The 25,603-nt window shown below is 63.5% G+C and carries 17 protein-coding genes; 11 read left to right on the forward strand and 6 right to left on the reverse strand.

All coding sequences use genetic code 11. The annotated features are described in order from the left end of the window. The first annotated feature begins 65 nt into the window (after nt 1–65). From Q0L25_RS15225 to Q0L25_RS15265, 9 genes are all read left to right on the forward strand, one after another. Nucleotides 66–2,774 carry a TonB-dependent receptor gene (locus Q0L25_RS15225; RefSeq protein WP_296615785.1) on the forward strand — a complete coding sequence of 903 codons (2,709 nt, stop codon included), beginning with the start codon at nt 66–68 and terminating at the stop codon, nt 2,772–2,774. Between the two features lie 103 nt (nt 2,775–2,877). Beyond that, nucleotides 2,878–6,102, forward strand: coding sequence for an alpha-L-rhamnosidase (locus Q0L25_RS15230; RefSeq protein ID WP_296615787.1), 3,225 nt, complete (start codon nt 2,878–2,880; stop codon nt 6,100–6,102). Beyond that, nucleotides 6,099–7,613 (forward strand): carboxylesterase family protein, encoded by a 1,515-nt coding sequence (locus Q0L25_RS15235; protein ID WP_296615789.1) that lies wholly within the window; start codon nt 6,099–6,101, stop codon nt 7,611–7,613. Before Q0L25_RS15230 ends, Q0L25_RS15235 begins: the two co-directional genes overlap by 4 nt. 11 nt (nt 7,614–7,624) lie before the next feature. Beyond that, nucleotides 7,625–8,506, forward strand: a complete 882-nt coding sequence (locus tag Q0L25_RS15240) for an alpha/beta hydrolase (RefSeq protein ID WP_296615792.1) — start codon at nt 7,625–7,627, stop codon at nt 8,504–8,506. Beyond that, nucleotides 8,503–10,113, forward strand: a complete 1,611-nt coding sequence (locus Q0L25_RS15245; protein ID WP_296615794.1) for a tannase/feruloyl esterase family alpha/beta hydrolase — start codon at nt 8,503–8,505, stop codon at nt 10,111–10,113. Before Q0L25_RS15240 ends, Q0L25_RS15245 begins: the two co-directional genes overlap by 4 nt. Next, nucleotides 10,110–11,762 carry an AMP-binding protein gene (locus Q0L25_RS15250; protein WP_296615796.1) on the forward strand — a complete coding sequence of 551 codons (1,653 nt, stop codon included), beginning with the start codon at nt 10,110–10,112 and terminating at the stop codon, nt 11,760–11,762. Before Q0L25_RS15245 ends, Q0L25_RS15250 begins: the two co-directional genes overlap by 4 nt. Nucleotides 11,763–11,766: 4 nt before the next feature. Beyond that, on the forward strand, nt 11,767–12,117 hold the full coding sequence (locus tag Q0L25_RS15255) for a hypothetical protein (protein WP_296615798.1): 351 nt from the start codon (nt 11,767–11,769) through the stop codon (nt 12,115–12,117). Further along, nucleotides 12,117–14,675, forward strand: a complete 2,559-nt coding sequence (locus Q0L25_RS15260) for a glycoside hydrolase family 3 protein (RefSeq protein WP_296615799.1) — start codon at nt 12,117–12,119, stop codon at nt 14,673–14,675. Before Q0L25_RS15255 ends, Q0L25_RS15260 begins: the two co-directional genes overlap by 1 nt. A gap of 353 nt (nt 14,676–15,028) precedes the next feature. Beyond that, nucleotides 15,029–15,460, forward strand: a complete 432-nt coding sequence (locus Q0L25_RS15265; RefSeq protein ID WP_296615800.1) for a hypothetical protein — start codon at nt 15,029–15,031, stop codon at nt 15,458–15,460. Between the two features lie 128 nt (nt 15,461–15,588). Here the strand turns inward: Q0L25_RS15265 and Q0L25_RS15270 are convergent, their stop codons facing one another. The 3 genes from Q0L25_RS15270 to Q0L25_RS15280 form a co-directional block, all read right to left on the reverse strand. Next, nucleotides 15,589–17,076 (reverse strand): serine hydrolase, encoded by a 1,488-nt coding sequence (locus Q0L25_RS15270; protein ID WP_296615801.1) that lies wholly within the window; start codon nt 17,074–17,076, stop codon nt 15,589–15,591. A gap of 78 nt (nt 17,077–17,154) precedes the next feature. Beyond that, nucleotides 17,155–18,456 (reverse strand): acetamidase/formamidase family protein, encoded by a 1,302-nt coding sequence (locus tag Q0L25_RS15275; protein ID WP_296615802.1) that lies wholly within the window; start codon nt 18,454–18,456, stop codon nt 17,155–17,157. 496 nt (nt 18,457–18,952) lie between these two features. Beyond that, complete coding sequence (locus Q0L25_RS15280) at nt 18,953–19,822, reverse strand: hypothetical protein (RefSeq protein WP_296615803.1); 870 nt, start codon at nt 19,820–19,822, stop codon at nt 18,953–18,955. 28 nt (nt 19,823–19,850) lie between these two features. Here Q0L25_RS15280 and Q0L25_RS15285 point away from each other — a divergent pair, with 28 nt between their 5' ends. After that, nucleotides 19,851–20,834 carry a hypothetical protein gene (locus Q0L25_RS15285; protein ID WP_296615804.1) on the forward strand — a complete coding sequence of 328 codons (984 nt, stop codon included), beginning with the start codon at nt 19,851–19,853 and terminating at the stop codon, nt 20,832–20,834. Nucleotides 20,835–21,390: 556 nt separating this feature from the next. Here Q0L25_RS15285 and Q0L25_RS15290 read toward each other — a convergent pair. Together Q0L25_RS15290 and Q0L25_RS15295 are read right to left on the reverse strand one after the other, a co-directional pair. Continuing rightward, nucleotides 21,391–21,528, reverse strand: coding sequence for a hypothetical protein (locus Q0L25_RS15290; protein ID WP_296615805.1), 138 nt, complete (start codon nt 21,526–21,528; stop codon nt 21,391–21,393). 35 nt (nt 21,529–21,563) lie between these two features. Next, complete coding sequence (locus Q0L25_RS15295) at nt 21,564–22,592, reverse strand: hypothetical protein (RefSeq protein ID WP_296615806.1); 1,029 nt, start codon at nt 22,590–22,592, stop codon at nt 21,564–21,566. 144 nt (nt 22,593–22,736) lie between these two features. On the opposite strand from Q0L25_RS15295, the gene Q0L25_RS15300 reads away from it, so the two are divergent. Beyond that, nucleotides 22,737–24,137: a DUF4365 domain-containing protein gene (locus Q0L25_RS15300; RefSeq protein WP_296615807.1), complete on the forward strand. Its 1,401-nt coding sequence runs from the start codon at nt 22,737–22,739 to the stop codon at nt 24,135–24,137. Nucleotides 24,138–24,438: 301 nt separating this feature from the next. On the opposite strand, the gene Q0L25_RS15305 is transcribed toward Q0L25_RS15300, so the two are convergent. Continuing rightward, on the reverse strand, nt 24,439–25,152 hold the full coding sequence (locus Q0L25_RS15305; protein WP_296615808.1) for a hypothetical protein: 714 nt from the start codon (nt 25,150–25,152) through the stop codon (nt 24,439–24,441). Nucleotides 25,153–25,603 lie beyond the last annotated feature (451 nt).

Genomic DNA, 25,603 nt, shown 5'->3' on the forward strand with positions numbered 1-25,603 from the left:
GACGCGGCGGCTGGCAATCGACCCCCGCGCGAATGAGAGTCCGAAGGACCAGGAAGGGGAGGGAAATGAACAGCAACAAGGTCAATCAGGGGCGGCGACTCCGCGGCCCGAAACTGGCAGGGTTATCGGCCTTCGCGCTGGCGACGGTGCTTGGTTGGGACGGCGCTGCGCACGCCCAGACCGCGCCAGCCGCCGATGCGCCCCGGACCGGCGCGGCCCCGATCACGGACGACGGTAACAGTTCCTCCGGTCAGAATGAGCAGGACATCGTCGTCACTGGAACGTTGCTGCGCGGCGTGGCGCCGACCGGCACCAACGTTATTGGCGTCAATCGCGACGCGATCGTCGCCAGCGGCGTCAATTCGTCCAACGACCTCCTCGCCAAAATCCCGCAAGTGGGCAATTTCGGCACGATCCCGGTGGGCACCGCTCAATTCGGCCTCCCGATCGTCCGGCCCAACATCCGAAATCTCGGCGCGTCCGGCGGCAGCACGACATTGGTGTTGATCAACGGCCATCGCGGCGTCGGCGCGGGTATCCTCCAGACGACGGTCGACCCGTCGATATTGCCGCCCGAGATTCTCGAACGGGTGGAGGTGGTGCCCGATGGCGGCTCGGCGATCTACGGATCGGACGCGATCGGCGGCGTGGTCAATTTCATCACCCGCAAGCGCTTCGACGGCGTCGCCGCCAATCTGCGCTACGGTGTCGCCGACAACTATCATGCGATCGACGGCAACCTCACGGTCGGCAAGGATTGGGGTAGCGGGTCGCTATATGTCGCTTATGCCTATGTCCGGCACGACGATATTCTCGGCGCCGATCGCGGCTATGCCTCGGCCAACCGGACATCGAAAGGCGGCGGTGACTTCCGCGTCACAACCTGCGCGCCCGGAAACGTCCAGGTCGGCGGGGTCAACTATGCCCTTCCTGGCTTCATCGCCGGCAGCGTAAACAAGTGCGATCAGAATGCTTATGCCGACCTTTTCCCGCGCGAGCTTCGCAATTCGGTCTTCGGCTCGCTGACGCAGCACCTCAATGCGAACGTCGACTTTTCCATGACCGCTTATTGGTCGCGGCGGGATACGACCGTGCTTGAGGCACAGGGGATGATGTCGGGTATCATCACTGCCCTCAATCCCTATTTCCACTCGATCACCGGCGAATTGCAGCAGAACGTGTCGATCTCGTTCGCCAACGCCTATGGCAACAGCCTGACGAGCCGGCAACGGTTCGAATCCTATGGCGCCACGCCCGGCTTCGCCTTCTCCTTCGGCAACAACTGGCAATTGCGCGCTGAGAGCAATTTCGGACGCAGCTACAATCTCGTGCGCGAACGCGCGCTCGACACGACGACCGCGACGCTGGCGCTCGCCGGGCTCATCCCTGGCGCCGCGCTCAATCCCTACAACCTGTCGGCCAGCGACCCCGCGGCACTTGCCGCCATCTCGAACTACGAGAATTTCGGCGACGCCACCCAAGAGCTCGCCGAAGGACGCCTGGTCCTCGACGGCAGTCTCGCCCGGTTACCCGGCGGCAATGTCCGCCTCGCGGTCGGCGTCGAATATCATTACGAGAATATCGCCGCGCGCATCGCGCAAGGCGCGATCGGATCCTATGCCAATGCGCGGGTTTCACGTGCGTCGCGCGACGTCCGCTCCGCTTATGGCGAATTGCTGATACCATTGGTCGGCGCTGACAATGGCCGGCCCGGTTTGCGCGGACTGCAGATTTCAGGTTCGGTTCGCTACGACGATTATAGTGACGAGGGCGGCACCACCAATCCCAAGATCGGCATCAACTACAAGCCGTTCACCGACCTCGTGATCCGGGGCAATTACGGCACCTCGTTCCACGCGCCCAGCCTCGCCGATACGACCAGCACCTCGGACTCGCGAGCGACCGTGCTGCCGTTCAGCCCGTTCCTTGCGCCGAGCGCGTCGCCGCTCGACGTCCTGCGTTCGACCATCGTGCTGGCGGGCGGCAACCCCAATCTGAAACCCGAACGCGCCGACACCTGGTCGGTCGGCTTCGACTGGACGCCGGCCGCGGTCCCGGGGCTGGTCGCCAGCGTCACTTATTACAATGTCCGCTTCAAGGACGCGATCGGCCTCGCGCCGTTCGTATCGCCGACTCTCTATACCGACCCCAATTATGCGAGCTTCTACATCCTGAGCCCGACGCTCGCCCAGGCCAAGGCGGCGGTCGGTAAATTGCTGGTGGTCGGCACGCCGAGCATCGACAGCCTCTATGCCGGCGGCGGCGTGCCGTACGTGCTGATCGATGCCCGCCGCAACAATCTGGGTGCGGTCAATACCGACGGCATCGACTTCAATCTCGCTTATATACACAAGACCGGCTTCGGCATGGTCAACGCGAGCATTGCCGGGACCTACACGCTCAACCGCAAATCGGCAGCGATCGCCGGGGGTGCCTTCAGCAACGACCTTGACAATGGTGTCGGCCGAGCCGCGTTCGTTGCTACCCTGGGCGGCAAGGCCGGCGCGTTCACGGGATCGGTGTCGCTCAATTACAAGGGCGGCTATCCGATCCTCGGGGTCAAGCCGCAGACGCGTATCGACGCGTTCAAGACGGTCGACCTCTATCTCGCCTATGACCTTGGCGAACATGGCATCCTGAAGAACGCGATGCTGACGCTCAACGTGGATAATGTCTTCGACCAGGATCCGCCCTGGCTCAACACCGCCACGGCCTATACCAACGGAAGCACGCTAGGACGACTGGTCACTTTTGGCCTGCGGACCAAGTTCTGAGAGGACCATGCCGGCACCACGACCGTCATCGGCCGCAACGGGGCTCCTCGCGATCGGGGCTAGGTTCGCTGTCGCAGCCGCCGCTGGGATTTCGCTGGCAGCGATGTCGCTTTGCGCCGCTTCGGCGGTCGCAGGGGAGGGCGAGGTTACCCCATCGGCGCTAACCGTCGAATATACGGACGCGGCGCTCGGCATCGACGAGCCGGCGCCGCGTCTTGCCTGGCATCCAGCCGCCGACCGCCAAACCGCCTACCGTATCCGTGTCGCCGACAGCGTGAATGCGCTGGCCAGCGGGAGGATTGTTTGGGACAGCGGCAAGGTGGCCTCGGATGCCGATGCCCAAATACCCTATGCCGGCCCGGCGCTCGCGTCGCGCACGCGCTATTGGTGGCAGGTCAAGACCTGGGACTCGAATGGCCGCGAGAGCGGCTGGAGTCGCCCCGGCTGGTGGGAAATGGGATTGCTCCGCCCGTCGGACTGGGCCGGCCGCTGGATCGCCGGACCCGAGCGCCGCGATCATGACTGGGGCGACGTGAGCTTCGACACGGAGCTCACCTTGACCGGCGGATCGCTCGATCTGCTGTTTCGCGCGCGCCCGGCCGGCAAGGTCTATGGCGAAGCCTATGTCTGGACGCTGAGCGACGACAAAACCGGCCCCGTGCTCATTGAGCGCGTCCGCCATTATCCCGGCGGGAGCAGTTCGGCCGTTACTGTCACCGAGATCAAGCGCGTGCCACTCACCGGTCTGGTGTTGCGCAACGTACGGCATCGGGTGGCGATCACAGCACGTGGCAGCCGGATCGTTACCGCGATCGACGGCAAACAGGTCGACCTGCTCGACGACGGCGCTCAGAAAAAGGGCACGATCGGTTTCGCGTCCCGGGAGCCGAATGCCGCGATCATCCATTCAGTGCGCGTAAACGGCACCGGCAGCCCCTCGGTGGCGATCGATTTCCGGGCGAACGACAATCCGTTCGTTGGCGGAACCGTGGAGCGGGAGGGGCTGGTCGTCGCGGGCGGCGTCCCCTCGGTCGATATCGTCCTCCCGCAGGAGGCGCCGGCGCCGCTAGTCCGCAAGGCCTTCGTCCTGCTGGCCAAGAAGATCGTCGCCGCGCGACTCTACGTCGCGGGGGCGGGCTGGCCGCGTCTCCACCTCAACGGATCGATGGTGGGGGCGACCGCACTCGCCAGCGGCTTCACCGCTTATGACAAGCGCGTTCTCTATCAGACCTATGACGTGACCAACCGCGTCCGTCCCGGCGCGAACGTTCTGGGCGCCGAATTGGGGCGGGGCTGGTACGGCCTGACCGATCCCAACGAATGGTATTTCAACCAGGCACCCTGGCACGGCGAGCCGGCGCTCAAGGCGCAGCTCGAGGTGGCTTTCGCCGATGGCTCGCGGCAGACGATCGCGACCGATCCGAGCTGGCGGACGATATCTGGACCGACGCTCGACGACTCGCTCCATCGTGGCGAGCGCTATGATGCGCGGCTCCTGCCCACCGGCTGGGACGCGGCGGGGTTTGCGGCAAAGGGCTGGACCGCCGCGCTGGCCGTCGCCGGTCCCGCGGGCGTGCTGCGCGCGGCCAATCTCGAACCGATCGCACCGGTCGAGGAGATCAAGCCGATCGCGCTCAAACAGGTCAGGCCCGGTGTCTGGGTCTATGACTTCGGACGCATATTTTCCGGCTGGACGGCGATCGACGTGGCGGGACCGCGCGGCAGCACCATCTCCTTGGTGGCAAGCGAGCGCATCGGCGATGACGGTATGGTCGTGCCTGCCTCCGGGCTGATCGATGCCCAGCTCCAGACCGACCGCTATACGCTCGCGGGCAAAGGACGCGAGCTCTGGCAGCCGAGCTTCGGCTATCGCGGCTTTCGTTATGTCGAGCTGCGCGGTTTTACCGGCGTGCCGACGCTGGCGACGCTCACCGGCAAGGCGGTGCATTCATCGGTTGCCCTGGTCGGCACCTTTGCCAGCGCCAATCCGCTGCTCGGCGAGATCGACCAGGCCGCGATCCGCACCATCCTCAATAACATGCACGGCTATCAGACCGACACGCCGACTTATGAGAAGAATGGCTGGACCGGTGACGCCCAGGCATCGGCGGGCGCCGCGGTACGCAGCCTCGGCGTCGCCCGCGTCTGGAGCAAGTGGCTCGCCGACTATCCCGACGCACAGGCTCCGAGCGGCGAACTGCCCGAGATCGTCCCGGCGACACCGTGGTACGGTTATGACAAATCGCCGGGCTGGCAATTCATGTGGGGACCGACGACGCCATGGGATGTCGCCGCGATGATCCTGCCGTGGGAGCTCTACCAGACCTATGGCGACACCCGCGTCCTCGAGCAGATGCACGACACCCAGAAGCGGCTGGTCGACTATACCGCCACAATCTTCAAGGCGCCGGAATACCGCCACGACAGCGGTCTCTCCGAATGGAGCGCACCGGGGGGCTTCGACATCTTCAACGCCAATAATGGCGGCATCGACGCAGTAACCGCCGCCTATTTCTTCGAAGAGGCCAACCTACTGGCCAAGTCGTCGGTCGTGATCGGCAACCGGGCCGATGCGGACCGTTATTCGGCTTTGGCCGCGGACATCCGCCGCGCCTACAACGCGCGCTATTGGGATGCGGCCAATGGCTGGTACCGGACGATCGATAAAGGTGTCGCCAAGCAACCCACCCAGACGCAGAACATCCTGCCGCTCGCTTTCGGCATGGTGCCGGCGGGCGAGGAGCAGAGGGTCGCCGATGCGATCGCGGCCGACGTCGATGCCCGTGGTTTGCGAGCGGGCGTGTTCGGCACGCGGTATCTCCTCGATATCCTGAGCGACTACGGCCATGCCGATCTAGCCTATCGGGTCGCGATCCGGACCGACGAACCGAGCTGGGGTTTTTGGCTGAAGAACGGGCACAAGACCCTGTTCGAATCCTGGGGTCTTAACGCGCGGTCGCGCGACCATCACTATTTCGCGTCGATCTCAGACTGGATGCGGCAGCGGCTCGCCGGCCTGCGCCCGGGCTCTCCGGGCTATCGGAGGGTAATCGTGCGACCGGCGATTCCGCAGGGTCTCGCCTGGTCCTCGGCGACCATGGCGACCGCGCAGGGAGAGGCGCGCTCGGCATGGCGCGTTGATAACGGCAAGCTCACGATCACCGCAGTCATTCCCATGAACAGCAATGGCGAGATCTGGGTGCCGGCCGGCTTCGGCGCCGTCGGGGCGCCGCCGCCAGGCGCGACGCTAGTGCGCACGACCGGTACCGCCACGATCTATGCTGTCGGGCCGGGAACGCACGACTTCGTCACGGAAGGACGTCGATGAAAAGGTCGCTCGTCACACTCGCCTTGCTGTTGGTCGCGGCCGGCCCGGCCGATGACGGGCCCGTCGCCCGGACCGACGGCGGCAATGTGCGCGGCTCGACCGTGGCCGGCATCACCAGCTTCAAGGGTATTCCCTATGCGGCGCCGCCGGTCGGACCCTTGCGCTGGCACGCACCGCGGCCTGCGGCCGCCTGGACCGGTACGCGCGATGCAAGGCGCTATGGCAACGACTGCATTCAGGCCCGGCTGCCTGGCGACGTCGCCAATACCGACCTGCCCATGAGTGAGGATTGTCTGTTCCTCAACGTCTGGACGCCGCGCGGCGATGGCCGCGCCAAGCGGCCGGTCATGGTCTATATCCATGGTGGCGGCTTTTCGACCGGGTCGGGCAGTTCCGCGATCCTCGACGGCAGCCGTCTGGCGGCGCGCGGCGTCGTAGTGGTGACCTTCAATTACCGCCTCGGCCGGTTCGGCTTTTTCGCCCATCCCGCACTCACGCGCGAAGCGGCTGGCGGCGCGACCGGCAATTGGGGTCTGATGGACCAGATCGCAGCGCTCAAATGGGTCAGGCGCAACATCATCGCGTTCGGTGGCGATCCCGCCAACGTCACCATTTTTGGCGAATCCGCAGGGGGTGAATCGGTCGATCGGCTGATGGTGTCGCCCGTCGCCAAGGGGCTGTTCGCCAAGACGATCGCGGCTTCGGGCGGCGGGCGCGACAATTGGCCCGACCTGAGGATGGCGGAGGCCAAGGGCGTGGCGTTCGCGGCCCGCGAACGCGCCGGCAATCTCGCCGCGCTGCGGGCTCTGCCCGCCGACAAGGTGCAAGGCGGCATCAACCTGCTCAACGGCGACGAGGCGCATTATTCGGGGCCGATCACCGACGGGCGGATCGTGACCGGCGGTGCCGATGCGCTGTTCGCGGCCGGCAAGGCGCGCGGCATCCGCTACATCGTGGGCTCGAACAGCGACGAGCTCGGATTCATCCCCGCGCCGTTCCTGACCGGCTTTGTTGCCAAGGCGACCGCCGCTTTGGGTGCCGGCGCTGGGGCAGTGCGCACGGCCTATGGTTCGACCGCCGCATATGACCGGCACATCCCAAGTGATTTCACCTTCAGCGAGCCGGCCCGCGCCCTCGCCGCGCGCCAGGCCAAGGCCGGGGCGCCGGTCTGGCTCTACCGTTTCGGCTATGTGAGCGAGGACAAGCGCGCGACCCTGGCCGGGGCATCGCATGCCTCCGACGTGCCGTTCCAGTTCGACAATCTCGCGGCCGCGGGCGGCAAGGTCAGTACGGCCGACATGGGAGCCGCCAAGCTGGTCGCCGATTATTGGACGCAATTCGCCAAGACGGGCGATCCCAACGGTAAGGGGCTCCCCGCCTGGCCGCGCTTCGATGCTCGCGCCGGGACGATGCTGCTGATCGATAACTACAAGGCTGCGGTGACGACCGCCAATGTCCCCGAGCTCGAGGCGATCGCGGCCGTCCGCGACGGCGCCAGGGCGACACGATGAGGAACCCATTAATGCGGGTGTTGACCTGTTTCTTCGCTTTGTTTGCGCTTTTGGCCGGCGGCACTGCCGCGGAGGCGAGGGAAAGCGAGACGATCAAGCTGTTCCCGAACGGCGCACCGGGATCGATGGGGCCGATGCAGCCGGAGACGACCGCGGACCAGCCGCCGTTCGGGCATGTCACGCGCAACGTTTCGCATCCGACGCTGACGGTCTTCGCACCCGATCCGAAAATCGCGACGGGAACAGCAGTGATCATCGCACCGGGTGGCGGTTTCCATCTGCTGTCGATCGAGAATGAAGGCACTGGCGTCGCCGCCTGGCTCAACAGCCTCGGCATCACCGCGTTCGTGCTGCGCTACCGGTTACTGCCGACCGGCGACGATTTCGGCCCATTGTTGATGCGCCGCCTGATGAACTTCAGCGAACTCGAAGCAGCGATTGCGCCCCTCCGGCCGCTGGCGACCGCCGATGGCGAGGAGGCGGTGCGCTACCTGCGCGCCAATGCCGCGCAGTTCGGGGTCAAGCCGGACAGAGTCGGCATGATGGGGTTCTCGGCCGGCGGGGCGGTGGCGACGTGGACCGCGCTCGCCGCGAAGGCGGACAGCCGGCCCGATTTCGTGGTGGCGATGTATCCAGGCCTGGTCGGCGGCCCGCTGGCCGTGCCGGCCAAGGCGCCACCGCTCCTGGCGATGGTCGCCGATGACGATCCGATCGTCCGGCCCGAGAGCGACCGGCTGGTCAAGGCGTGGCAGGCAGCCGGCGCTGATGCGACCCTGGTGACCTTTGCAAGCGGCGGTCACGGCTTCGGTATCGCCAAGAGCGGCAAGGCATCGGACGCCTGGACGGCGCGGGCGCAATCATGGTTCGAGGCGAAGGGGTTGCTCAGGAAATGAACAGGATCGCGCATATCGGCGCCTTGGGCGCGTTCGCGGGCGCGCTACTTGCCTCGGGCGGGCGTCCCGAACCGGCAGTCGCCCTTCCCATCGCCGATCCGGCCACGGGCAGCTGCGCCGCACTCATCGGGCTTGCCTTGCCTGGCGGCAAGGTGGCCGCCGCCGAGGAGGTCATCAAGGGCGGGATGGTCTCGACCCAACAGGGATCGCCCGGCTTGCCGTCGCAGGCGGCGTTCTGTCGCGTTCATGTCGAGCTGACGCCGTCACCGGCTTCGTCGATCAAGGTCGAGGTCTGGCTGCCCCAGATGGCGGCCTGGAACGGCAAACTGCTTGGCGCCGGCAATGGCGGCTATGGCGGCAGCCTGCTGCTGCCGCAACTGACCATGCAAGGGGCGCTCGCAAAAGGCTATGCCACGGTCGGCACCGATATGGGCCATCTCGGGACCGCCGACACTGACGCCAAATGGGCGCTCGGCCAGCCGGACCGGATCGCCGATTTCGGCCATCGCGCCAATCACCTGGCGAATGCGGTCGGCCGTTCGGTGGTCGCGGCATATTATGGCAGCAAGCCCAAGGCGGCCTATTTCCAAGGCTGTTCGGACGGTGGGCGCGAGGCGTTGATGGAGGCGCAACGCTATCCCGACGATTACGACGCCATCATTGCCGGCGCGCCGGCCAATGCCTGGACCCGCCTGATGACCGCTTTCATGGCTGACGATCGCGCGGTGTTCGGCCGGCCCGAAACGGTCATTCCGAACGCCAAACTCAAGTTGTTGCAAGACGCCGCGATCGCGCAGTGCGATGCCAAGGACGGCCTCAAGGACGGGGTGATCGACGATCCCCGCACCTGCCGCTTCGATCCCGTCGTACTTCAATGCAAGGCTGGAGACGGACCCACCTGTTTGAGCGCGGGGCAGGTCGAGGCGGCGCGTGCTTTGTATCGCGGTGCGCGCGACGCCGGCGGCAAGCCTTTCTTTCCTGGCTATATGCCGGGCGCGGAAGCGGTGCCGGGGACATGGGATGTCTGGTTGACCGGCCCCAAGGCCCAGCACGGCATCTTCGCCAGCGAATTCTTCCGCTACATGGTCTATTCGAACCCCGACTGGCAGTCCGCTTCCTTTAGTCTCGTCCGCGACTATCAGGCCGCACGGCGGCTGGCGCCGGTCCTCGACAGCGACAATCCCGATATCGGCGCCTTCCTGAAACGGGGCGGCAAATTGCTCCTCTATCACGGCTGGAACGACGCCGCGATCGCACCCGAGAATAGCATCTCTTACTACCAATCGGTGCTCAGGCGTCAGCCCGATGCGGCGCGATCGGTGCGGCTGTTCATGGTGCCGGGCATGTCGCATTGCCTCGCGGGTCCGGGTCCGAACGTGTTCGACGCGCTTGGTACGCTTGATCACTGGCGCCAAGGCGGGGCGGCTCCCCAAAGCATGATCGCCACCAAATACGACAACGACCTGTTCGGGTATCTGGGCTTTCCGGCCAAGCCGGTACGGACACGGCCGCTCTGCGCTTATCCCCGAGTAGCGCGATGGACCGGCAAGGGGTCGAGCGACGACGCCGCCAATTTCACTTGCGTGGCCCCCATCCAAGGAAAATGAGTCTCACGATCAGTCATGTTCGCGGCCCGACCGCGCCGCCGTTGATCGAGCAGACGATCGGCGAGGCATTGGCGGCCGCCGCCGTGCGTTGGGGCGACCGCGAAGCCTTGGTGTCGGTCGGGCAGGGGGTACGCTGGACGTTCGCGGACCTCCTCGACCAGGTCGACCGCTTCGCGGCGGGACTGCTTGCCCTCGGGCTCGAGCCCGGCGAGCGGATCGGTATCTGGGCACCCAATTGCGCCGAATGGACCGTGACCCAATTCGCGGCGGCCCGGGCCGGATTGATCCTGGTCACGATCAACCCGGCCTATCGCACGTCCGAAGCGGCATTCGCGATGGCCAAGGCCGGGCTCGCCGCCTTGGTGTTCCTCGACCGCTTCAAGACCAGCGACTATGCCGCGATGGTCGCCGAGCTGGCCATCTCCTTCAGGTTGCGCACGATCATCTGCATCGGGTCGAGCAACGACGGCGGCTGGATCGGCTTCGCCGACGTCGCCGCTTACGGTCGTCCTGCGGACCACAGCCGGCTGGCGATGATCGCGGGCACGCTTCGTGCGACGGACGCGATCAACATCCAGTTCACCAGCGGCACCACCGGCCAGCCCAAGGGGGCGACGCTCAGTCACCGCAATATTCTCAACAACGGCTATTTCGTAGGGCGGGCCCAGCAGCTCGGCCCGGGCGACCGGGTTTGTATCCCGGTACCGCTCTACCATTGCTTCGGGATGGTCATGGGTAATCTGGCGTGCATTACCCATGGTGCCGCGATGGTTTATCCAAGCGCGGGGTTCGAGCCCACCGCCGTCCTCGCCGCGGTCGTGGGCGAGCACTGCACCGCGCTCTACGGCGTCCCCACCATGTTCATCGCGATGCTGGCCCATCCCGAGCTAGCGGGTTTCGACCTCTCATCGCTGCGCACGGGCATCATGGCCGGCGCGGTCTGTCCGGAACCGCTCATGCGCCAGGTGATCGACCGGCTGCACATACCCGATATCACCATCGCCTATGGCATGACCGAGACCAGCCCGGTCAGCTTCCAGACGGCAACCGACGACACCATCGAGCGTCGCATAGGGTCGATCGGCCGCGTCCAGCCGCACCTCGAATGCAAGGTGGTCGACGAAGAAGGAGCGATTGTTCCGATCGGCACGCCGGGCGAATTATGCACGCGCGGCTATTCGGTGATGCTGGGCTATTGGGATGAGCCCGAGAAAAGTGCCGCCGTGATCGACAGCGATGGCTGGATGCATTCCGGCGACCTCGCGGTCATCGACGCCGATGGCTACGGCACCGTCGTCGGCCGGCTCAAGGACATGGTCATCCGTGGCGGCGAGAACATCTATCCGCGCGAGATCGAGGAATTCCTCTACGGCCATCCGGCGGTCGAAGACGTCGCCGTCATAGGCGTACCCGACGCCAGGATGGGCGAGGAAGTCTGTGCGTGGATCCGTCTGCGCCCCGGCGCGAGCAGCGACGAAGAGGAAGTCCGCGCGTTCTGCCAGGGGCGGATCGCGCACTATAAGGTGCCCCGCTACGTTCGCTTCGTCGACGCCTTTCCCACCACAGTGACCGGCAAGGTCCAGAAATATCTGATCCGCGAGGCGATGATCGCCGAGCTCGAACGCGTCACCCTCAACACCAAAGGATGAAACAATGAAATCGTTGCTGATCGCCACCTTGTTCGCACTTCCCGGCACCGCGATGGCGCAGACTGCCGTCATGCCGGCACCGGCACCGGCGCCCGTTCCCGCGCCTGGCCAAGGCGGGGCTGCCGCTCCCGCCACCGCATCCGCGAAATTCACCCTGGACACCCCCATCCAGGACATCGTGGCCGATACGCAGGGCAAGGCGGTACTGGATAAGAACCTTCCTGGCCTGGTCGACCTGCCGCAATATGAGATGTTCAAGGGGCTGAGCCTCAAGCAGGTCCAGCCCTATTCCAACGGCAAGCTGACCGACGAACTGCTCGCGAAAACCGCGACCGACCTCGCCGCTATCAAGTGATGCGGAGCACGTCCCTCTTGGCCTGTGTCGCGGTGATGGCGCTGGTCGCAACGGGTACCGCCGCTCCCGCCCGGCCACAGGCGCAAAAGGATCGCATGATCTATCGCGACAAGACCGCGCCCCTCGAAAAACGCGTCGACGATTTGCTCGGACGGCTGACGCTCGAGGAGAAGGTTTCGCTGCTTGCCGGCGCCAGTTCGATGAAGCTGCACGCGATCCCGCGGCTGGGCGTGCCGGAAGTCAAGATGACCGACGGTCCGACCGGCGTCCGCTCTCCCGAGGGCAATCCGGCAACCGTGTTTCCGGTCGGCGTCGCGATCGCCGCGACGTGGAATCCCGAAATCGCGAAGGCGGTCGGCGGCGCGATAGCTGAGGAAGCACGGGGCTATGGCGCGTCGGTGCTCCTGGCGCCGACGATCAATATCGTGCGAACGCCGCGCTGGGGCCGCAATTTCGAAACCTATTCGGAGGACCCGTATCTCGCCGGGCAACTGGCGCTGGGCTATGTCAGGGGTGTGCAAGGCCGCGGCGTCGGTGTCTCGGTCAAGCATTTCGCCGCAAACAACCAGGAAACCAATCGCTTCTTCGTCGACTCGGTGGTCGACGAGCGCACGATGCGCGAGATTTATCTTCCTGCCTTCGAAACCGTGGTGAAGGACGCCGACCCGTGGTCGGTGATGGCATCGTACAACAAGATCAACGGTACCTATGCCAGCGAGAATCGCTGGCTACTCACCGACCTCCTCAAGACCGAATGGAAGTATCGGGGCTTCGTCGTTTCCGATTGGGGAGCGACGCATTCGACCGCGACCGCGGCCAATGCCGGTCTCGATCTCGAAATGCCGGGCCCGGCCAAGAATTTCGGCGACAAGCTGGTGGCCGCGGTCCGTGCCGGTACGGTGAGCGATGCGCAGATCGACGACAATGCCCGGCGCATCGTGCGGCTGATCGTTCGCAGCGGCGTGCTCAATGGTCCCTTGCCCAAAGGCGAGATTGGCGGCGAGCGCCATCGCGCGGTCGCCCGCGCGGCTGCCGAAGAAGCCATCGTTCTCCTCAAGAATGCGGGCGTTCTGCCGCTCAAGCCTGGAATCCGAACGCTCGCGGTAATCGGTCCCAATGCCGATGGCGCGCGCATTCAGGGCGGCGGCAGTTCGGCCGTCGTCCCGTTCGCCAAGCTCGAAACGCCGCTCGACGTCATCCGCGCCGCCTTGCCCGGCGTGCGGATCCTCTACGAAAAGGGCGTCGACAGTGAGGAAACCCCGGCCGCGCCGTCGCCCACCTTGTTCAGCCCTGTGGCGGCCAGTACCGAGACCGGACTCACCGCCAGCTACTTCACTAGTACTGATTTCAGCGGCCAGCCGGTCAAGACGGAGCGCATAACCGACTTCAGCAAGCGAGTGAGCGGCAACATCGCGAGTGCGCAGGTGGTTGGCTATAGCGCGTTGCGCTGGACGGGCATATTCAAGGCGCCGGCTACCGGCACTTATGAATTCAGCGTGCGCGGTACTGGCACGGCGACGCTGTCGCTCGATGGCAGGACTGTCATCGACAAGACGACACCGTCGACACCCGACAATCGCGACGTGACCGGCCTCGCGGTGCCACGCCGGACGATCAAGGTCGAGCTAGAGGCAGGGCAGACCTATCCGGTCCGCCTCGACTATGTGACCGGTCAGACTCCTTATGAAGCATTGTCGTTGGGCGTGAGGCTGCCGCGCCCTGATTTCGATGCCGCCGTCGCTGCCGCGAAAAGTGCAGATGTTGCCATCGTCGTGGGGGGGGCAGCGTCGCTGACCGAGGGCGAAGGCTATGATCGCATGACAATCGATCTGCCTGGCGAGCAGGACAGGTTGATCGCCGCCGTGGCGGCGGCCAATCCCTCGACCGTGGTGGTGGTGAACGCCGGCGCCCCGATGGGCATGCCATGGGCGGACAAGGTCTCCGGGATCGTCGATATGTGGCTGCCCGGCCAGGAGGGGCCTGCGGCCTTGGCTGATATCCTGACCGGCAAGGTCAATCCCTCGGGTAAGCTGCCCGTGACCTTTCCGATGCGCACCGCCGACGATGACGTGTCCCTGACCGGCTTGCGCAGCTCCTATCGCGAAGGACTGCTGGTCGGTTACCGCGGCTATGAGGCGAGATCGATCACACCATTATTCGCATTCGGGCACGGCCTTTCCTACACGACCTTCGCTTATGGCGGCCTGAAGATTCCCGCCCGCGCGACGCCGGACAAGACGATGGTCGCAACTATCGCCGTTACGAACACCGGCAAGGTAGCAGGCAAGGAAATAGTCCAGCTCTATGTCGCGCGTGCCGACCGCACAGCAGGCGAACCGGTCAAGCAGCTCAAATCCTTCGCCAAGATCTTCCTGCGGCCGAGCGAGACAAGGACCGTGGAGCTTGCCCTGGATTCGCGCGCCTTCGCCTTTTGGGACGCAGCGACGCATCGCTGGACCGTTCAGGCCGGTACCTATCGCGTGATGGTCGGCGGCGCGTCGGATGATATCCGAGCTATCAAGGAAATCGTTATCAGCGCGACGAAAGCGGTCGAGTGATGCTGGGAAGCGTCCCAATTGGGAGCAGGTCGATCATTACGGCATGTAAAGCGATTTTCGCTTGGCTCGAACGGGCATAGCCGTCGTGCCGGTCACCAATTCCGTCCTTTCCGTCTGAGATGCCGCCTCAGCGCAGAGATCAATGTCTGCAACGGGGTCGGGGACCGGTGGCTATACTGGCCAGTTGTGACGCGTCAGCTACGCGCCCTAATTTCGGCCGTTCGCTGGCGACTGCGGCATATCCGAAACCGGTCGTTAGATCGGTCCGACCCCTGGGAGTCTTCAATTGGGTGATGGGGGGGTTAGCTGCCGCAGATCTGGACAGCGGCGTCCGACTTCCGCAGCATAAACAAATGGGAAAACTTGCGGCAATTTACGAGCGAAAGGGCGCGTTGTTCGTCACGGCCGCCCATCGAACCATTGCAGGATTCTGGATTGACGACGAGCGCGTAGACACTCTCGATCGACCCATGCCCGAAGATTTGGGCCGAGCTGTCGAAGCGGCACTGGCTCGCTCGCAAGATGGTGTTGCCACGCCGCCGCCAACAGCGCGACCCGACAAGCCGCTGTTGAGGGCAGCTGGTGTGAGTTCGTGGGCAACGTTCATGAAGTTGTCCAAACACATCAGCGTTTCGCTTGATGGTGACGTGCTAAAGATCACCCCATACCGCAACCTCGGCGGGAAAGAAGGCTTTGAGCCGCAGCAGAATGTGGCGGTCGCACTTCCAACTTCTGCATCAACCGTAGGCACTAAGCTTATCGAAATGCTCAACGAGGCAGAGTGACGCCAAACGTCCGCTATGGGGCCGTGGTCGCCATGCGAGCCGCTCTGGGTTGTTCGTCAGCTACGCGCCCTAGTTTCGGTCGTTCCGTGACCTACCTGCCCATGCCGAAAGCGGTCATCTGCATATCGTCACTTTTCTGCGAGTTCGGCGACGTGTCGTTTCGCCGATTCGTTGCTCGGATCCAGCTCCAGCACGCGTCGATACTCACGTAGCGAAGCTGCGGCATCTCCGACGACATGATAGGCCTGCGCCAAGCTATCATGTGCGTTCGCGCTGTTGGGATATTCGTGTGCGATGAAAGCGAATAGCGGTACAGCGTCACGCGCGCGTCCGGTGCTGAGCAGACGATAACCCCAGTCGTTGAGTTCGCTCTCAGGCCATACGAGGTCAGGATTGCGCGCCTTGATCGTAGCCGCCGCTGTCGCAGCATGGTCGTATCCCTGTTCCTCCAGCGCGATCCGGAGTGCCGGCACGCCGGCGAGCGGCAGATCGGGAGCGTACAGGGAGGCGATCTTATCGACCATATCCTCGGGAAACGAACCCGCCAGGTTGGTGAGGATGACCACGCCGACGTGATCCTCGGGATAATAGAACACCGCCGCGCGCCCGCCGCCGGTCATGCCCACCGCGCGGTGGCTGCCGCGAGAGAAAACTTCCCATCCCATACCCCATTGCCCGGTCGTCCCATTGGTAAACGACACAGGCGTCCACATTGTCTCGCGCGCGCCCGTCGTAAGCAGCGAACCCTGCGAAACGGCGATCAGCCAGTTTGCCATGTCGATCGCCGTACTGTTGAGCCCCGACGAGGCGCGCCGGAATGGCAGGAAGCGTTCCGATGCCTCCTTCAGCGTGCGCGGCGCGTCGGGCGCCGCACCGCTATAGCCGTTCACGAACGGGCCGGGCAGCGACCAGCGATAGGTCGGCACCCTGTTCGGGATCATGTCATAGGCATCGCCATAATATGTGTGGGCCATACCAAGGAGCCGCAGCTGCTCCTCGGCAAGAGGCGCATCGAGGGCTTGTCCTTCGAGCGTGTTGAGCACGCGCTGGATGAGCGTGTAGTTGGTCTGGCAATAGTCGAACCGAGCGCCCGGCGGGAAGCGGACCGGTTGCTGCTGCACCCATTTCCATGCCGCGGCGGCATCGGTTTCGACAGTAGGCGCGCGCATCACGTCGGGCAGGCCGGATTGGTGGCTGAGCAGCTGACGGATCGTCACGGCGCGCCATGTTTCTGGCAAATCCGTCAAATAGCGTCCGACCGGCGCGGCTAAGTCGAGCTTGCCCTCGTCGACCAGCCGCATCGCTGCGACGCCGGTGAACGCCTTGGTGATCGAGTTGATCGCGAAGACCGTGTCGTCCCGCGCCGGCAGCCCGAATTCGACGCTGCCGATCCCGTAGCTGCGCGAAAGGACAATCTTGCCGCCCTTGACCACCGCCATCGCGAGACCGGGGATCCGGAGCTTGGACATCTGCGCGCCGAGATAACGATCTACGCCAACCGCAGGATCGACCTGTGTGTCTTGTCCCAACGCAGGCATTGGCATGGTGGCGAGGATCAGTAGCGCCGTGTCGCGCATAAAGCGCCGGCGGCTGGCAGGCCGGAGGATCGGGCTCATAATAGTCTCCAAGGATTTTGGGCGTGGTCAAAATAGGGAGTGGACGCGGGATCGGCGCGCGCCGGGTGTAAGCGTGGGTCATTCCTCTTGACGCTGGGGGAGGCGAGATTTGTCGATCCGGGCGGCGACCCCAACACTACGCCCGGCGAGGTTGGGTATGCTGAAGCGGATCGATGTGCCGATGACCTTGGCTGCGTCCGGCAGGCTCAATCCATAATCCTGTTGCAGCCACTGGATCAGTCCGCTGCCGGCCGACTTCAGGGCTTCATCGAGCGATCCAGCCTGTCCCAAGACCATCAATTCGGTGGGCGACTCGATCCGCGGCACGCTAATTGCCTTGTTCTTGATCAGGTCAATCCGGATGACGACGTCCATTGACGTCTCCAAGGCGTATTGGCTGGTCTCGCCGTCACCCTGCAGCGCATGAGCGTCGCCAAGGTACAGCAGCGCCCCGGGCTGTTGCACAGGCAGATAGACGGTATTGCCTTCGACGATCTCGGGAAAATCCATGTTGCCGCCAGCGCGTCCGGTGTCCCCGGTCGAGAGCGGCGGCGAACCGAATCCACTCGCCAATCCCAGCCCACCGAGCATTGGCCGCAGCGGAACGCGGTAGCCCTCAAGCTTGCCGGTTGCGCCTTCCGGCGTCGCGAAACCATGGTCCCGATCGAGGCGCCAGCGAACCTTCCTGCCCAGCTCACCCGCTTTTGCAGCAAGTCCCGGAGTCAATGCGCGCGCGACGATAGTATCCAGGCTATCGGCCCAGTCGCGATTGGGCGTCAGCTTGACGATGTGGATCGCAAGAGTGTCGCCGGTAGTCGCACCGGCGATGAAGAAGGGGCCGGTCTGAGGATTGCCAAACAGGGCTCGCGTCTTTCCCGTCGAGTCGATGCCGCCGGAATCGATCGTACTGGTTCGCAAAGTGTCGCCCGGCCATAGCGTCAAAACGGGTGTTCGTTCGGCCGAGAAACTGTTGGCAAAATCTGTGGGTTCGAAGTCGACGACCCGGGGTCCCCCAGCCGGCCGATCGGGAACGCGACGCGCGGTCAGGTGGAACTGCAGGCGCCGGCCGGGAAAATTGTTGTCAGGATAGTCCGCCGTGCCTTGAAGCGTTCCATCCGTCGGCCTGGCTTCGAACCGATATGTTGCGCCGTGCGCGTCGGTGACAGTCAGCTTCAGTACGCTGCCAGACCAGCTACCCTTTACCGTGTCACCGTCCCAATCGCCGGAGATCAATGGGCCATCAGATCGCAGAGTGAGGGTGGAATGTTCCGGATTCCCGAAGCGATTGACCGTCAAGATCCAATGGCCATCCACGGGCGTCGCTGCACATGCCGGGGACGGGAGGCCGACAACAACCGCAAGACCGACATAGCGCCACATAGAGTTTTCCTTCGAATCGATTACGTCTGTAGTCGATGCGGTTTTAGCTGCAAGTGTTTCTTCCGGCAGTCTAGTGAGGTGGAGATTGCGATCAGTGGATGATCGGAAAAAGCAATGGATGCAGTTTCTGCGCTAGCGCCAAGACTGGTATTGGCCCATAGGGAGGCTGATGAGAAGAAGATCCCCCGGTTTCGCGCGCGAGATGCTTCAAATGTGCGATGTCTACGCCAGCGAATTAGACCGAGTTCAATCCAGTTTCATGTCATTTTTCTTCTGGCAAGTAACTGCCATTCGTCGAAGTCTTCGAACTGCCTGAAATCGGGCGTTCGTTTTGTGCGGCAGTCAAATGCCTGCCTAATGGGTGGATAAACTTCAAGCGACTTTTCCGGCAAAGGCAGCTAGACCAAATTAAGGCGCTGCTTCAACGGCGAACGTGGAATCGGCGCTGCCGACGAGAGCAGACCAGCATGTAAAGTGAGGAAGCGGTGGTGCATCGTCAACGGATCAGAAACTGCTTCAGATAAAACCGATAATTGACCACGTCATAACTGCTGCGATATCCCTCTTTGTCGGCATGGTGAATCAGGAAGCGGATCGTCCGATTGTGATATCCCTTTAACCACGTCATCTTCGCCTTGACGGAGGCGTTCATCGCCAACGTTGCCAGGGCGAGATTCGATAGGATCATTCGCTTGTGCTGCCGGAGGAAATCTGCCCAATCGGCCTCTTCGTCGAGTAGGTGGCGCCAAGCCCACAGATAGTCGAGTTGTAGGAGATCATTCGGTAGCTGCGAGGTGAACTCCTTTAAGTCTTCTATGAGGAGGTGGCTGTCGACTCCGTCGTAATAATCGTCGGCGTTCCGAAGTGCGCTATCCTCGGCCTCGACCCGCCTATAGAGCGCATCGACGAGGTCCGGGTCGATCACAATCCGGGGTTGGATCGCATATTTGCTCTCAAGTTCATATGCGCGGACGAGCGCCGGGCCGAAGAGAACGTTGCCATCCGTCTCATCGAGATAGATCTCGCCAGCGGAAATCCCTCCACGAACAAAAATCCCCTCTCGGACCATCTCGCACTGTGCGACGACCATGTCGCGCAACTCCAGCATGATAGTGTCGGCGCTGGGCTCCCGACCGAACAATCGCACCCGCACGACGCTGTCCGAGAAGGCGATGGCTCGAACGATCGGATCGGCCGGCGCGGAGAAGTGCTGGCCGTATAGATCCCGAGAAGACGAGAAACGCTGCAAGTGGCGGACTGCGCGCGCGATCGTCGGGGCGTCTGCGGTTTCGATCAACGATCGAAAACCGAGAATGTCGACGAAAGTCACTAAGCCGAATGCATAAGAAACGACGTCTTGCTCCATCCCGAACTATGATCTTAGATGTCTGGCAGTGGTCAAGCTGTCCCGAACTCGATTTGAAGCGTTGGCGGCAGCGGTCGGCAGCGATCCCACCGGATGGCGATCACCGATTCGAATATCGCATAGCGGCAGCCCCGCATTGGACGTGGTCACAGGACTTAACGGTATACCGTCGGGTGTGATAGTCGAACTCTATGGGGGCGCGTCCGCCTGGAAATCTACCTACGCACTTCAGTTGGTGTCGGCTGCACAGCGGGACGGAAGCAAGGCGCTCTACCTTGACGTCGATTACGGGTTGACGCGCGAGCGCGCAGTCCAGCTCGGGGTCGATCTCGACCGATTGCTGATCTGCCACCCCGAAAGCGGTGAGGAGGCGCTGGAGGTGCTATACCGCTTGGTGCTCTCGGGCGGTATACGCATCGCTGTCGTCGATAGCATCGCGGCCTTGGTGCCGCAAAGCGAGCTGGTGCAGCAAATTGGCGAGGTACCCCTCGGGCTGCAAGCACGATTGATGACGGTCGGCATACGTCGGCTTGTTGCCGCCGCTCGCAAAAGCGCAACGACAGTGATTCTGATCAACAGGCTGTTCAATATTGACCGAGGGCAAGGAGTGCTCGTCCCCGCAACCCCGGGCGGCCAAGCTGTCCGTCACTTTGCGGGATTGCGAGTTCGATTGAATGTCGGCGATCCGATCATTTCCGACGGCGTCTGCATCGGTGAACTAATTGAACTTTTTGTCACCAAGAATCGATACGGTTACGACGGGGCATCGGTGACTCACGGCATGTATTTCGATCGAGGTTACGATCCCATTGAGCAACGCAATGAATTAGCGCGAATAATCGGTCTACCGGAGCCATCGTGCGATCTGTCATCAACCTGGCTCGATGACGACAGTGCTGCTGCAGTATTCAGGACGCTACAGAAGAAGCGTGTTCGACGAGAGGCGAGCTTCATGGATCAGGAGAACGAGGCTGATTTTATAGACTTCGAGAATGACGGGCCGCCGTTTTAGCTTTCAAGGTTGTGTCGTGCGCGCTGCTCCCGTGCGCCTGGGAGTTTGCGGGTGCGGTCGTGCCCCGCGCGTGAGCACTGATCGCCGGCATGGTAGCGCGCTTAGTCGAAGAGATGGGCCTCCCAGCCCGCAGCTTGCCTCCCAAGCTTCTCCATAGCCTACTGGCGCACACAAGGCGTGGACTCGATTACCCCGCGAAGCTTGAGTTCTCTTATGCGCCCCAATCTCTGCCGTTCAGCTGAGCTAAGCACGACCTAAAACCTGCCGTTCGCTCATTGCCCCAGGAGCAGCGGCCGGAGCGGCCGACGTTCGGACTTAGCTGTCGCTCCGCCAATCGTGTCCCAATGGCAGCTTCTAGCATAAGCGCACGTTCCGATCGCCGCCACCGCTCGGGCTTCCGCAACCGCACGCACCAACCACTTCTGCCGTCAGTCCTCCTTCCCCCGAAAAGCCGCAACGAAGGCGTCCATGACTGCGACGAGCGCCGACCCTGCAGGACCCGGCGCGCACAGCAACCACACAGCGCAGGGAGGCGGTGCGTAGGTTTCGAGCACCTTCACGAGACCGCCGGATGCGAGGAGCGCAGCCGTGCCTCCGAACCAGCCTGCGCGATCCCAGCTCCGAGCGTCGCCGCTGCGCGCTTGGCGTCCGATCCGTCGACGACGAGTGCGAAGGCGGGTTGAAGACGGCGCACGCCGCCGCCCCTGCCGCTGCCTCGCCGCCTCCACTCTATTCCCGGCCCTCGCTCCCGGTTTCGATCAGGAGGACCGACATACCGCCGTCCTCGTCGTACTCCACTGACTCGGGTGGCCGCTCGCGGTCCTCGCCGTCGCCGCTCGGAACAAACGCCTCCCCGGTCGGTGGCAGCGGCGGCCCACCGCTGGCTGGATCCTGAAAGCAGAGGACCGATTGTCCGCGCGTCCCGCCGATATGCGGATAGCGTTTGAATGATGCGGTCCGCGCGGCGGCGAGGCGCAACAGCTCCTCGACGGTCACGTCAAAATGATTGTTGGGGGCGCCGGCTACGCTGAGCGCGAGGGGGCCGGTGATCTGCTGAGCCGCGCGCCCGCGCGGATAGGCGGTCGAATAGAGCATGTTGGCGAGCAGGCTGCCAAGATCTTCAGCGCCGGCGGCAAGCGCCGGGCCGGCCGGATCGGCGGCCATCCACGGGAACAGATAGGTATGCTGCGGATAACAGATTGCGCAGCGCCCGTGCGGATGGGCGTCGTCGTCGACCAAGCCGTACCAGCTGCCGCCAGGATTGGGGCGGATCGTGCGATGGCCTGGCAGATAGGGTGCGGCGGGCCGGCCACCGCCACGCCCGTGCAACGTGAAGTCGGGCCAATGGCGATAGAGATATTCCTGATGGACATCGGGGGTGCTGGTCGGGACGCCGTCGACTATGCGCTTAGCCTGAAGCAGCAGCGCGCGGCGCGACGGAGCAGCGCCGATATGGTCATGGACGACGAGCAGGTCGCCGAGTTCGGGCTTCACCGGTCCGTCGAGCGGATGATCATAATGCGCCTTCGGCGTCTGGTGGATGAGAACGCCGGTAACGCGCAGCGAGACGCCACGTCGGGCAAGGACGGGCCGCCATTCGGCGGCGAGCCGCGCCGTGCCGGTTTCGACCAGCGCCCAGACATGTTCGACTTCCTCGGGAACACGGTGCCGCGTCACGCGATGAGCAGCGGCGAACGCATCCCATACGGCCTCGCGCGCGCCCTCCACCAGTGCGGGGAAAAGATCGTCCGGGATCATCGTCGCACTCCTGCTGATTTCGCCATGACAGCCATCGTAGCGCTGCGTCGGCTTCGCTCAATCGGTGTTCGCTCGAAGTCGACCTGACCGGATTGATTCCGCGCGGCTTTCTCGACGCCGCCATTGTGGGGTAAGCGGAGCGTCATGCGCAAACGCTCGACAAATGCCCGTACCGAACGCGCCGGGCTAATTGCGGTTGAAAAGGCCTGCAACGAACTGAACCTGATCTGGCGCGATCTCTTTCAGGAGGATGTCGGCGTCGACGGCACGATTGAAATCGTCGTCGGCGACTTTCCGTCGGGCAAGCTGGTTGGTGCGCAGGTCAAATCGGGACGAAGCTATATCCGATCGGAAACAGAGGACTCGTTCCGTTTTTACCCGCGCGATGGCGATCTGGATTATTGGGGGCAGCTGTCAATCCCGCTGTTCCTCTTCGTCCATGACCCCGAGACCGATATCACCTACTGGCTCGATGTCTCGCGTCACATCCAGGCACGCGGCGATGACCCGCTCGGCACCGCCTATCTGTTGGTCCCCAAGGAAAATCGCCTTGGAGAACGGTTCGCCGACTATCTGCGCGGTCTGTTCGACCTCTCGGTCTATGACGACGCCCAATTTGCAGCGCTGCGTGCCGAGCTGGAAGCGATCACGCATACGGGCGGCGTGGGCGCGGGCGAGGTGACCGTCACCGCGCTCGACCTCTTCGTCGGGGGCCTGTGGGGGTTATGCAGCAAGCTGCAATTCCATTCCAGTCTGCTCGCGGATGTTTTTCGCAAAGCGGTCTATGAGCGCCGCGCCGACATCGTGGTCCGGTATAGCTTCTCGCGCGCCGATCTCTACCCGTTCTTCATCGCCTATATCGCGGCAGTAACCACCCACCATTTGGCGACGATCGACGCCGGCGACATCAACGAATCGCTCTACCGCAAGCTCGAATTCCCGACCTTCATTGCGCCGCTGACCACCAATGGCCGCCGGTTCGTCGACTATCTGCGTGCCCATGGAAGAAGCGACGCTCACGACAATCGGTACTTCACGCTTGCGGTGATCCCGCATGCACAGATCGAGGTTTATTCGCGCTTCGATGGCGAGAGGGACGGCCGACCAGTGTTCGGTCCGTACACCGATGTGCTCGGGATCAGCTTCAACCCGCATCTCGACTATTACTATGTCGAGCATTGGCGACGAACCGAGCCCGAAGGTCCGGCGAGCCAGGTTATGGCGCAGAACGCATTCTATTTCGAGCTGACCGATTATATCGAACGGACGTTTCACGGGGTCGACAAGGATACGATTCTGCTTCGTCATCTCGACATCCCGCTGACCCCGCTCAGTTGCTGGCTGGAGCGATGGTACGAGTCAGAGCAACCGATGGCGGGTTCGGCATTCGGAGGAAAATCTAACGTCGAGAATTACGGCCTGCACGACGAACTCCTGTCGATCTTCGGCGCCGCCGGCGCGGTCGATCTCAGCGAGCCCATCGTGCCGCGCCTCCCGCTGTCGCGTCTGGGCAGCGGCGAGCTCCTGCGGCGCGAGACCGGCTGAGCCGCGCTTAGCGATACCGCGACGAGGAAAGCCAGCTTATGCCGGGTCGCTCGCATTAGGGCCGCGCCGTACGGCAGCAGCACCGGCTCATCGACGTCTTGGCCCAGCGACCGGTTCTGGTTCGGCGGACCGATGACGATCAGGCAGGCCCCTGCGGTGGAGCCCGGCGATAGCATCTTCCGTCGCCTCCTCGCTGACGTCATCACGACGCGGCATGCCTATGATCGTGCCACGCTGCCCGATCAGCTCGCGCATCAGCCACAGCTGGAGGTCGGTAAGCGCCGTAGCATGTTCCCTTCGGTTAGGCGGCTGGCGGTTGTCGGAGCGGGGCGGCACGCCGCTCATCGGCCCTGCCGCCGGAATATAGCGCGAAACACACGACCAGCAGGATGATGCCGCCGACGATCTCGAACGTCGAAAGGAGCTGTGGCGCCCGGCCCGTCAGCACATAGCCTGCGCTGCCGCTGGTGGTGATGGTGGATGCGCTGAGCCACAAAAAATCGGTGATGGTAGTGGGCGAAGATTGCCACACCGAGAATGGCAGCAGCGCATAGAGCATGGCGTAGTCGATGATGAGCTCGACATAGCTGTTGAGCGCGAGACGGACCCGCCACGCGGCGGTAAGATCACTGCCGGCCGGCTTATCCTTCAGCTGATCCACCGCGTCGCGATAAAAGGCGATGAACACCTCAGCGCAGCGCGACCAAAGAAACCAGCCCCAGATCCAGAGCGGCGACCAGGCGCCTGCGCGAAGCGGCCGCGCATTGTTATCAAACCTGACGATCAGGGTTGTGATCGTCGCCACGGCAATTACCAGATAGACGACGTTGAGCACGACGATCACGTAAGTGCGACGCTCTGGATCGCGGGGTTTGAGCCAGGCGGCGAGCCGCCACGTCGGCGAGATCACACTGGCGGCCAGGCTCAGCGCAAATTTCGCAATCGCGACTTCGCGCGGATGGCGCGCGACGATATCGACAATCTTCCGATCGAGCGCGGTGGTGGGTGCGGTCATTCCCACAAGGTGCCACGTTGCGATCCAATGCGCGAGCGCGACGCGCGGGAAGCATCGGATTGCGCTGGAGCTCCGCCAGTAAAGATGCGCGTTGCAACTGATGCCGTGCCCGTATGCAGAGATTGCGCGACATCGCGAACAGCGCGGTGGAAGCCGGTCTAATCGTGAGTCTAGATGGGCAAGCCTCTGAAAGCTGCCATCCCGCAACCGGCCCATTTTGAGGCGTAGGTAGAGCATCTCGTTTACACCGAGACGGCGGCGGATCGAACGTCAGCTTTGGCTAGTTTTGAAGCCGCAAGCTGCAAGTCCGCAAGCGGCCCATAACCAGACGCCCCTCGGATCATCGCGCTAGTCGCCTGGTCCGTAATTGACTCGAGCGGAAATTCAGTGACGCGGAGACATGGCGTGATTTGGCGTGCTATGTCGCCGTCAGGGTGCTGCACCTGCGGCC

This window comes from Sphingomonas sp., from assembly GCF_024508665.1.
Classification (GTDB): Bacteria; Pseudomonadota; Alphaproteobacteria; order Sphingomonadales; family Sphingomonadaceae; genus Sphingomonas.

What these genes read in the sequence shown, in the direction of transcription:
- Q0L25_RS15225 (WP_296615785.1), top strand. Translation starts at nt 66, where the DNA reads ATGAACAGCAACAAGGTCAATCAGGGGCGGCGACTCCGCGGCCCGAAA.
- Q0L25_RS15230 (WP_296615787.1), top strand. Translation starts at nt 2,878, where the DNA reads ATGTCGCTTTGCGCCGCTTCGGCGGTCGCAGGGGAGGGCGAGGTTACC.
- Q0L25_RS15235 (WP_296615789.1), top strand. Translation starts at nt 6,099, where the DNA reads ATGAAAAGGTCGCTCGTCACACTCGCCTTGCTGTTGGTCGCGGCCGGC.
- Q0L25_RS15240 (WP_296615792.1), top strand. Translation starts at nt 7,625, where the DNA reads ATGCGGGTGTTGACCTGTTTCTTCGCTTTGTTTGCGCTTTTGGCCGGC.
- Q0L25_RS15245 (WP_296615794.1), top strand. Translation starts at nt 8,503, where the DNA reads ATGAACAGGATCGCGCATATCGGCGCCTTGGGCGCGTTCGCGGGCGCG.
- Q0L25_RS15250 (WP_296615796.1), top strand. Translation starts at nt 10,110, where the DNA reads ATGAGTCTCACGATCAGTCATGTTCGCGGCCCGACCGCGCCGCCGTTG.
- Q0L25_RS15255 (WP_296615798.1), top strand. Translation starts at nt 11,767, where the DNA reads ATGAAATCGTTGCTGATCGCCACCTTGTTCGCACTTCCCGGCACCGCG.
- Q0L25_RS15260 (WP_296615799.1), top strand. Translation starts at nt 12,117, where the DNA reads ATGCGGAGCACGTCCCTCTTGGCCTGTGTCGCGGTGATGGCGCTGGTC.
- Q0L25_RS15265 (WP_296615800.1), top strand. Translation starts at nt 15,029, where the DNA reads ATGGGAAAACTTGCGGCAATTTACGAGCGAAAGGGCGCGTTGTTCGTC.
- Q0L25_RS15270 (WP_296615801.1), bottom strand. Translation starts at nt 17,076, where the DNA reads ATGAGCCCGATCCTCCGGCCTGCCAGCCGCCGGCGCTTTATGCGCGAC.
- Q0L25_RS15275 (WP_296615802.1), bottom strand. Translation starts at nt 18,456, where the DNA reads ATGTGGCGCTATGTCGGTCTTGCGGTTGTTGTCGGCCTCCCGTCCCCG.
- Q0L25_RS15280 (WP_296615803.1), bottom strand. Translation starts at nt 19,822, where the DNA reads ATGGAGCAAGACGTCGTTTCTTATGCATTCGGCTTAGTGACTTTCGTC.
- Q0L25_RS15295 (WP_296615806.1), bottom strand. Translation starts at nt 22,592, where the DNA reads ATGATCCCGGACGATCTTTTCCCCGCACTGGTGGAGGGCGCGCGCGAG.
- Q0L25_RS15300 (WP_296615807.1), top strand. Translation starts at nt 22,737, where the DNA reads ATGCGCAAACGCTCGACAAATGCCCGTACCGAACGCGCCGGGCTAATT.
- Q0L25_RS15305 (WP_296615808.1), bottom strand. Translation starts at nt 25,152, where the DNA reads ATGACCGCACCCACCACCGCGCTCGATCGGAAGATTGTCGATATCGTC.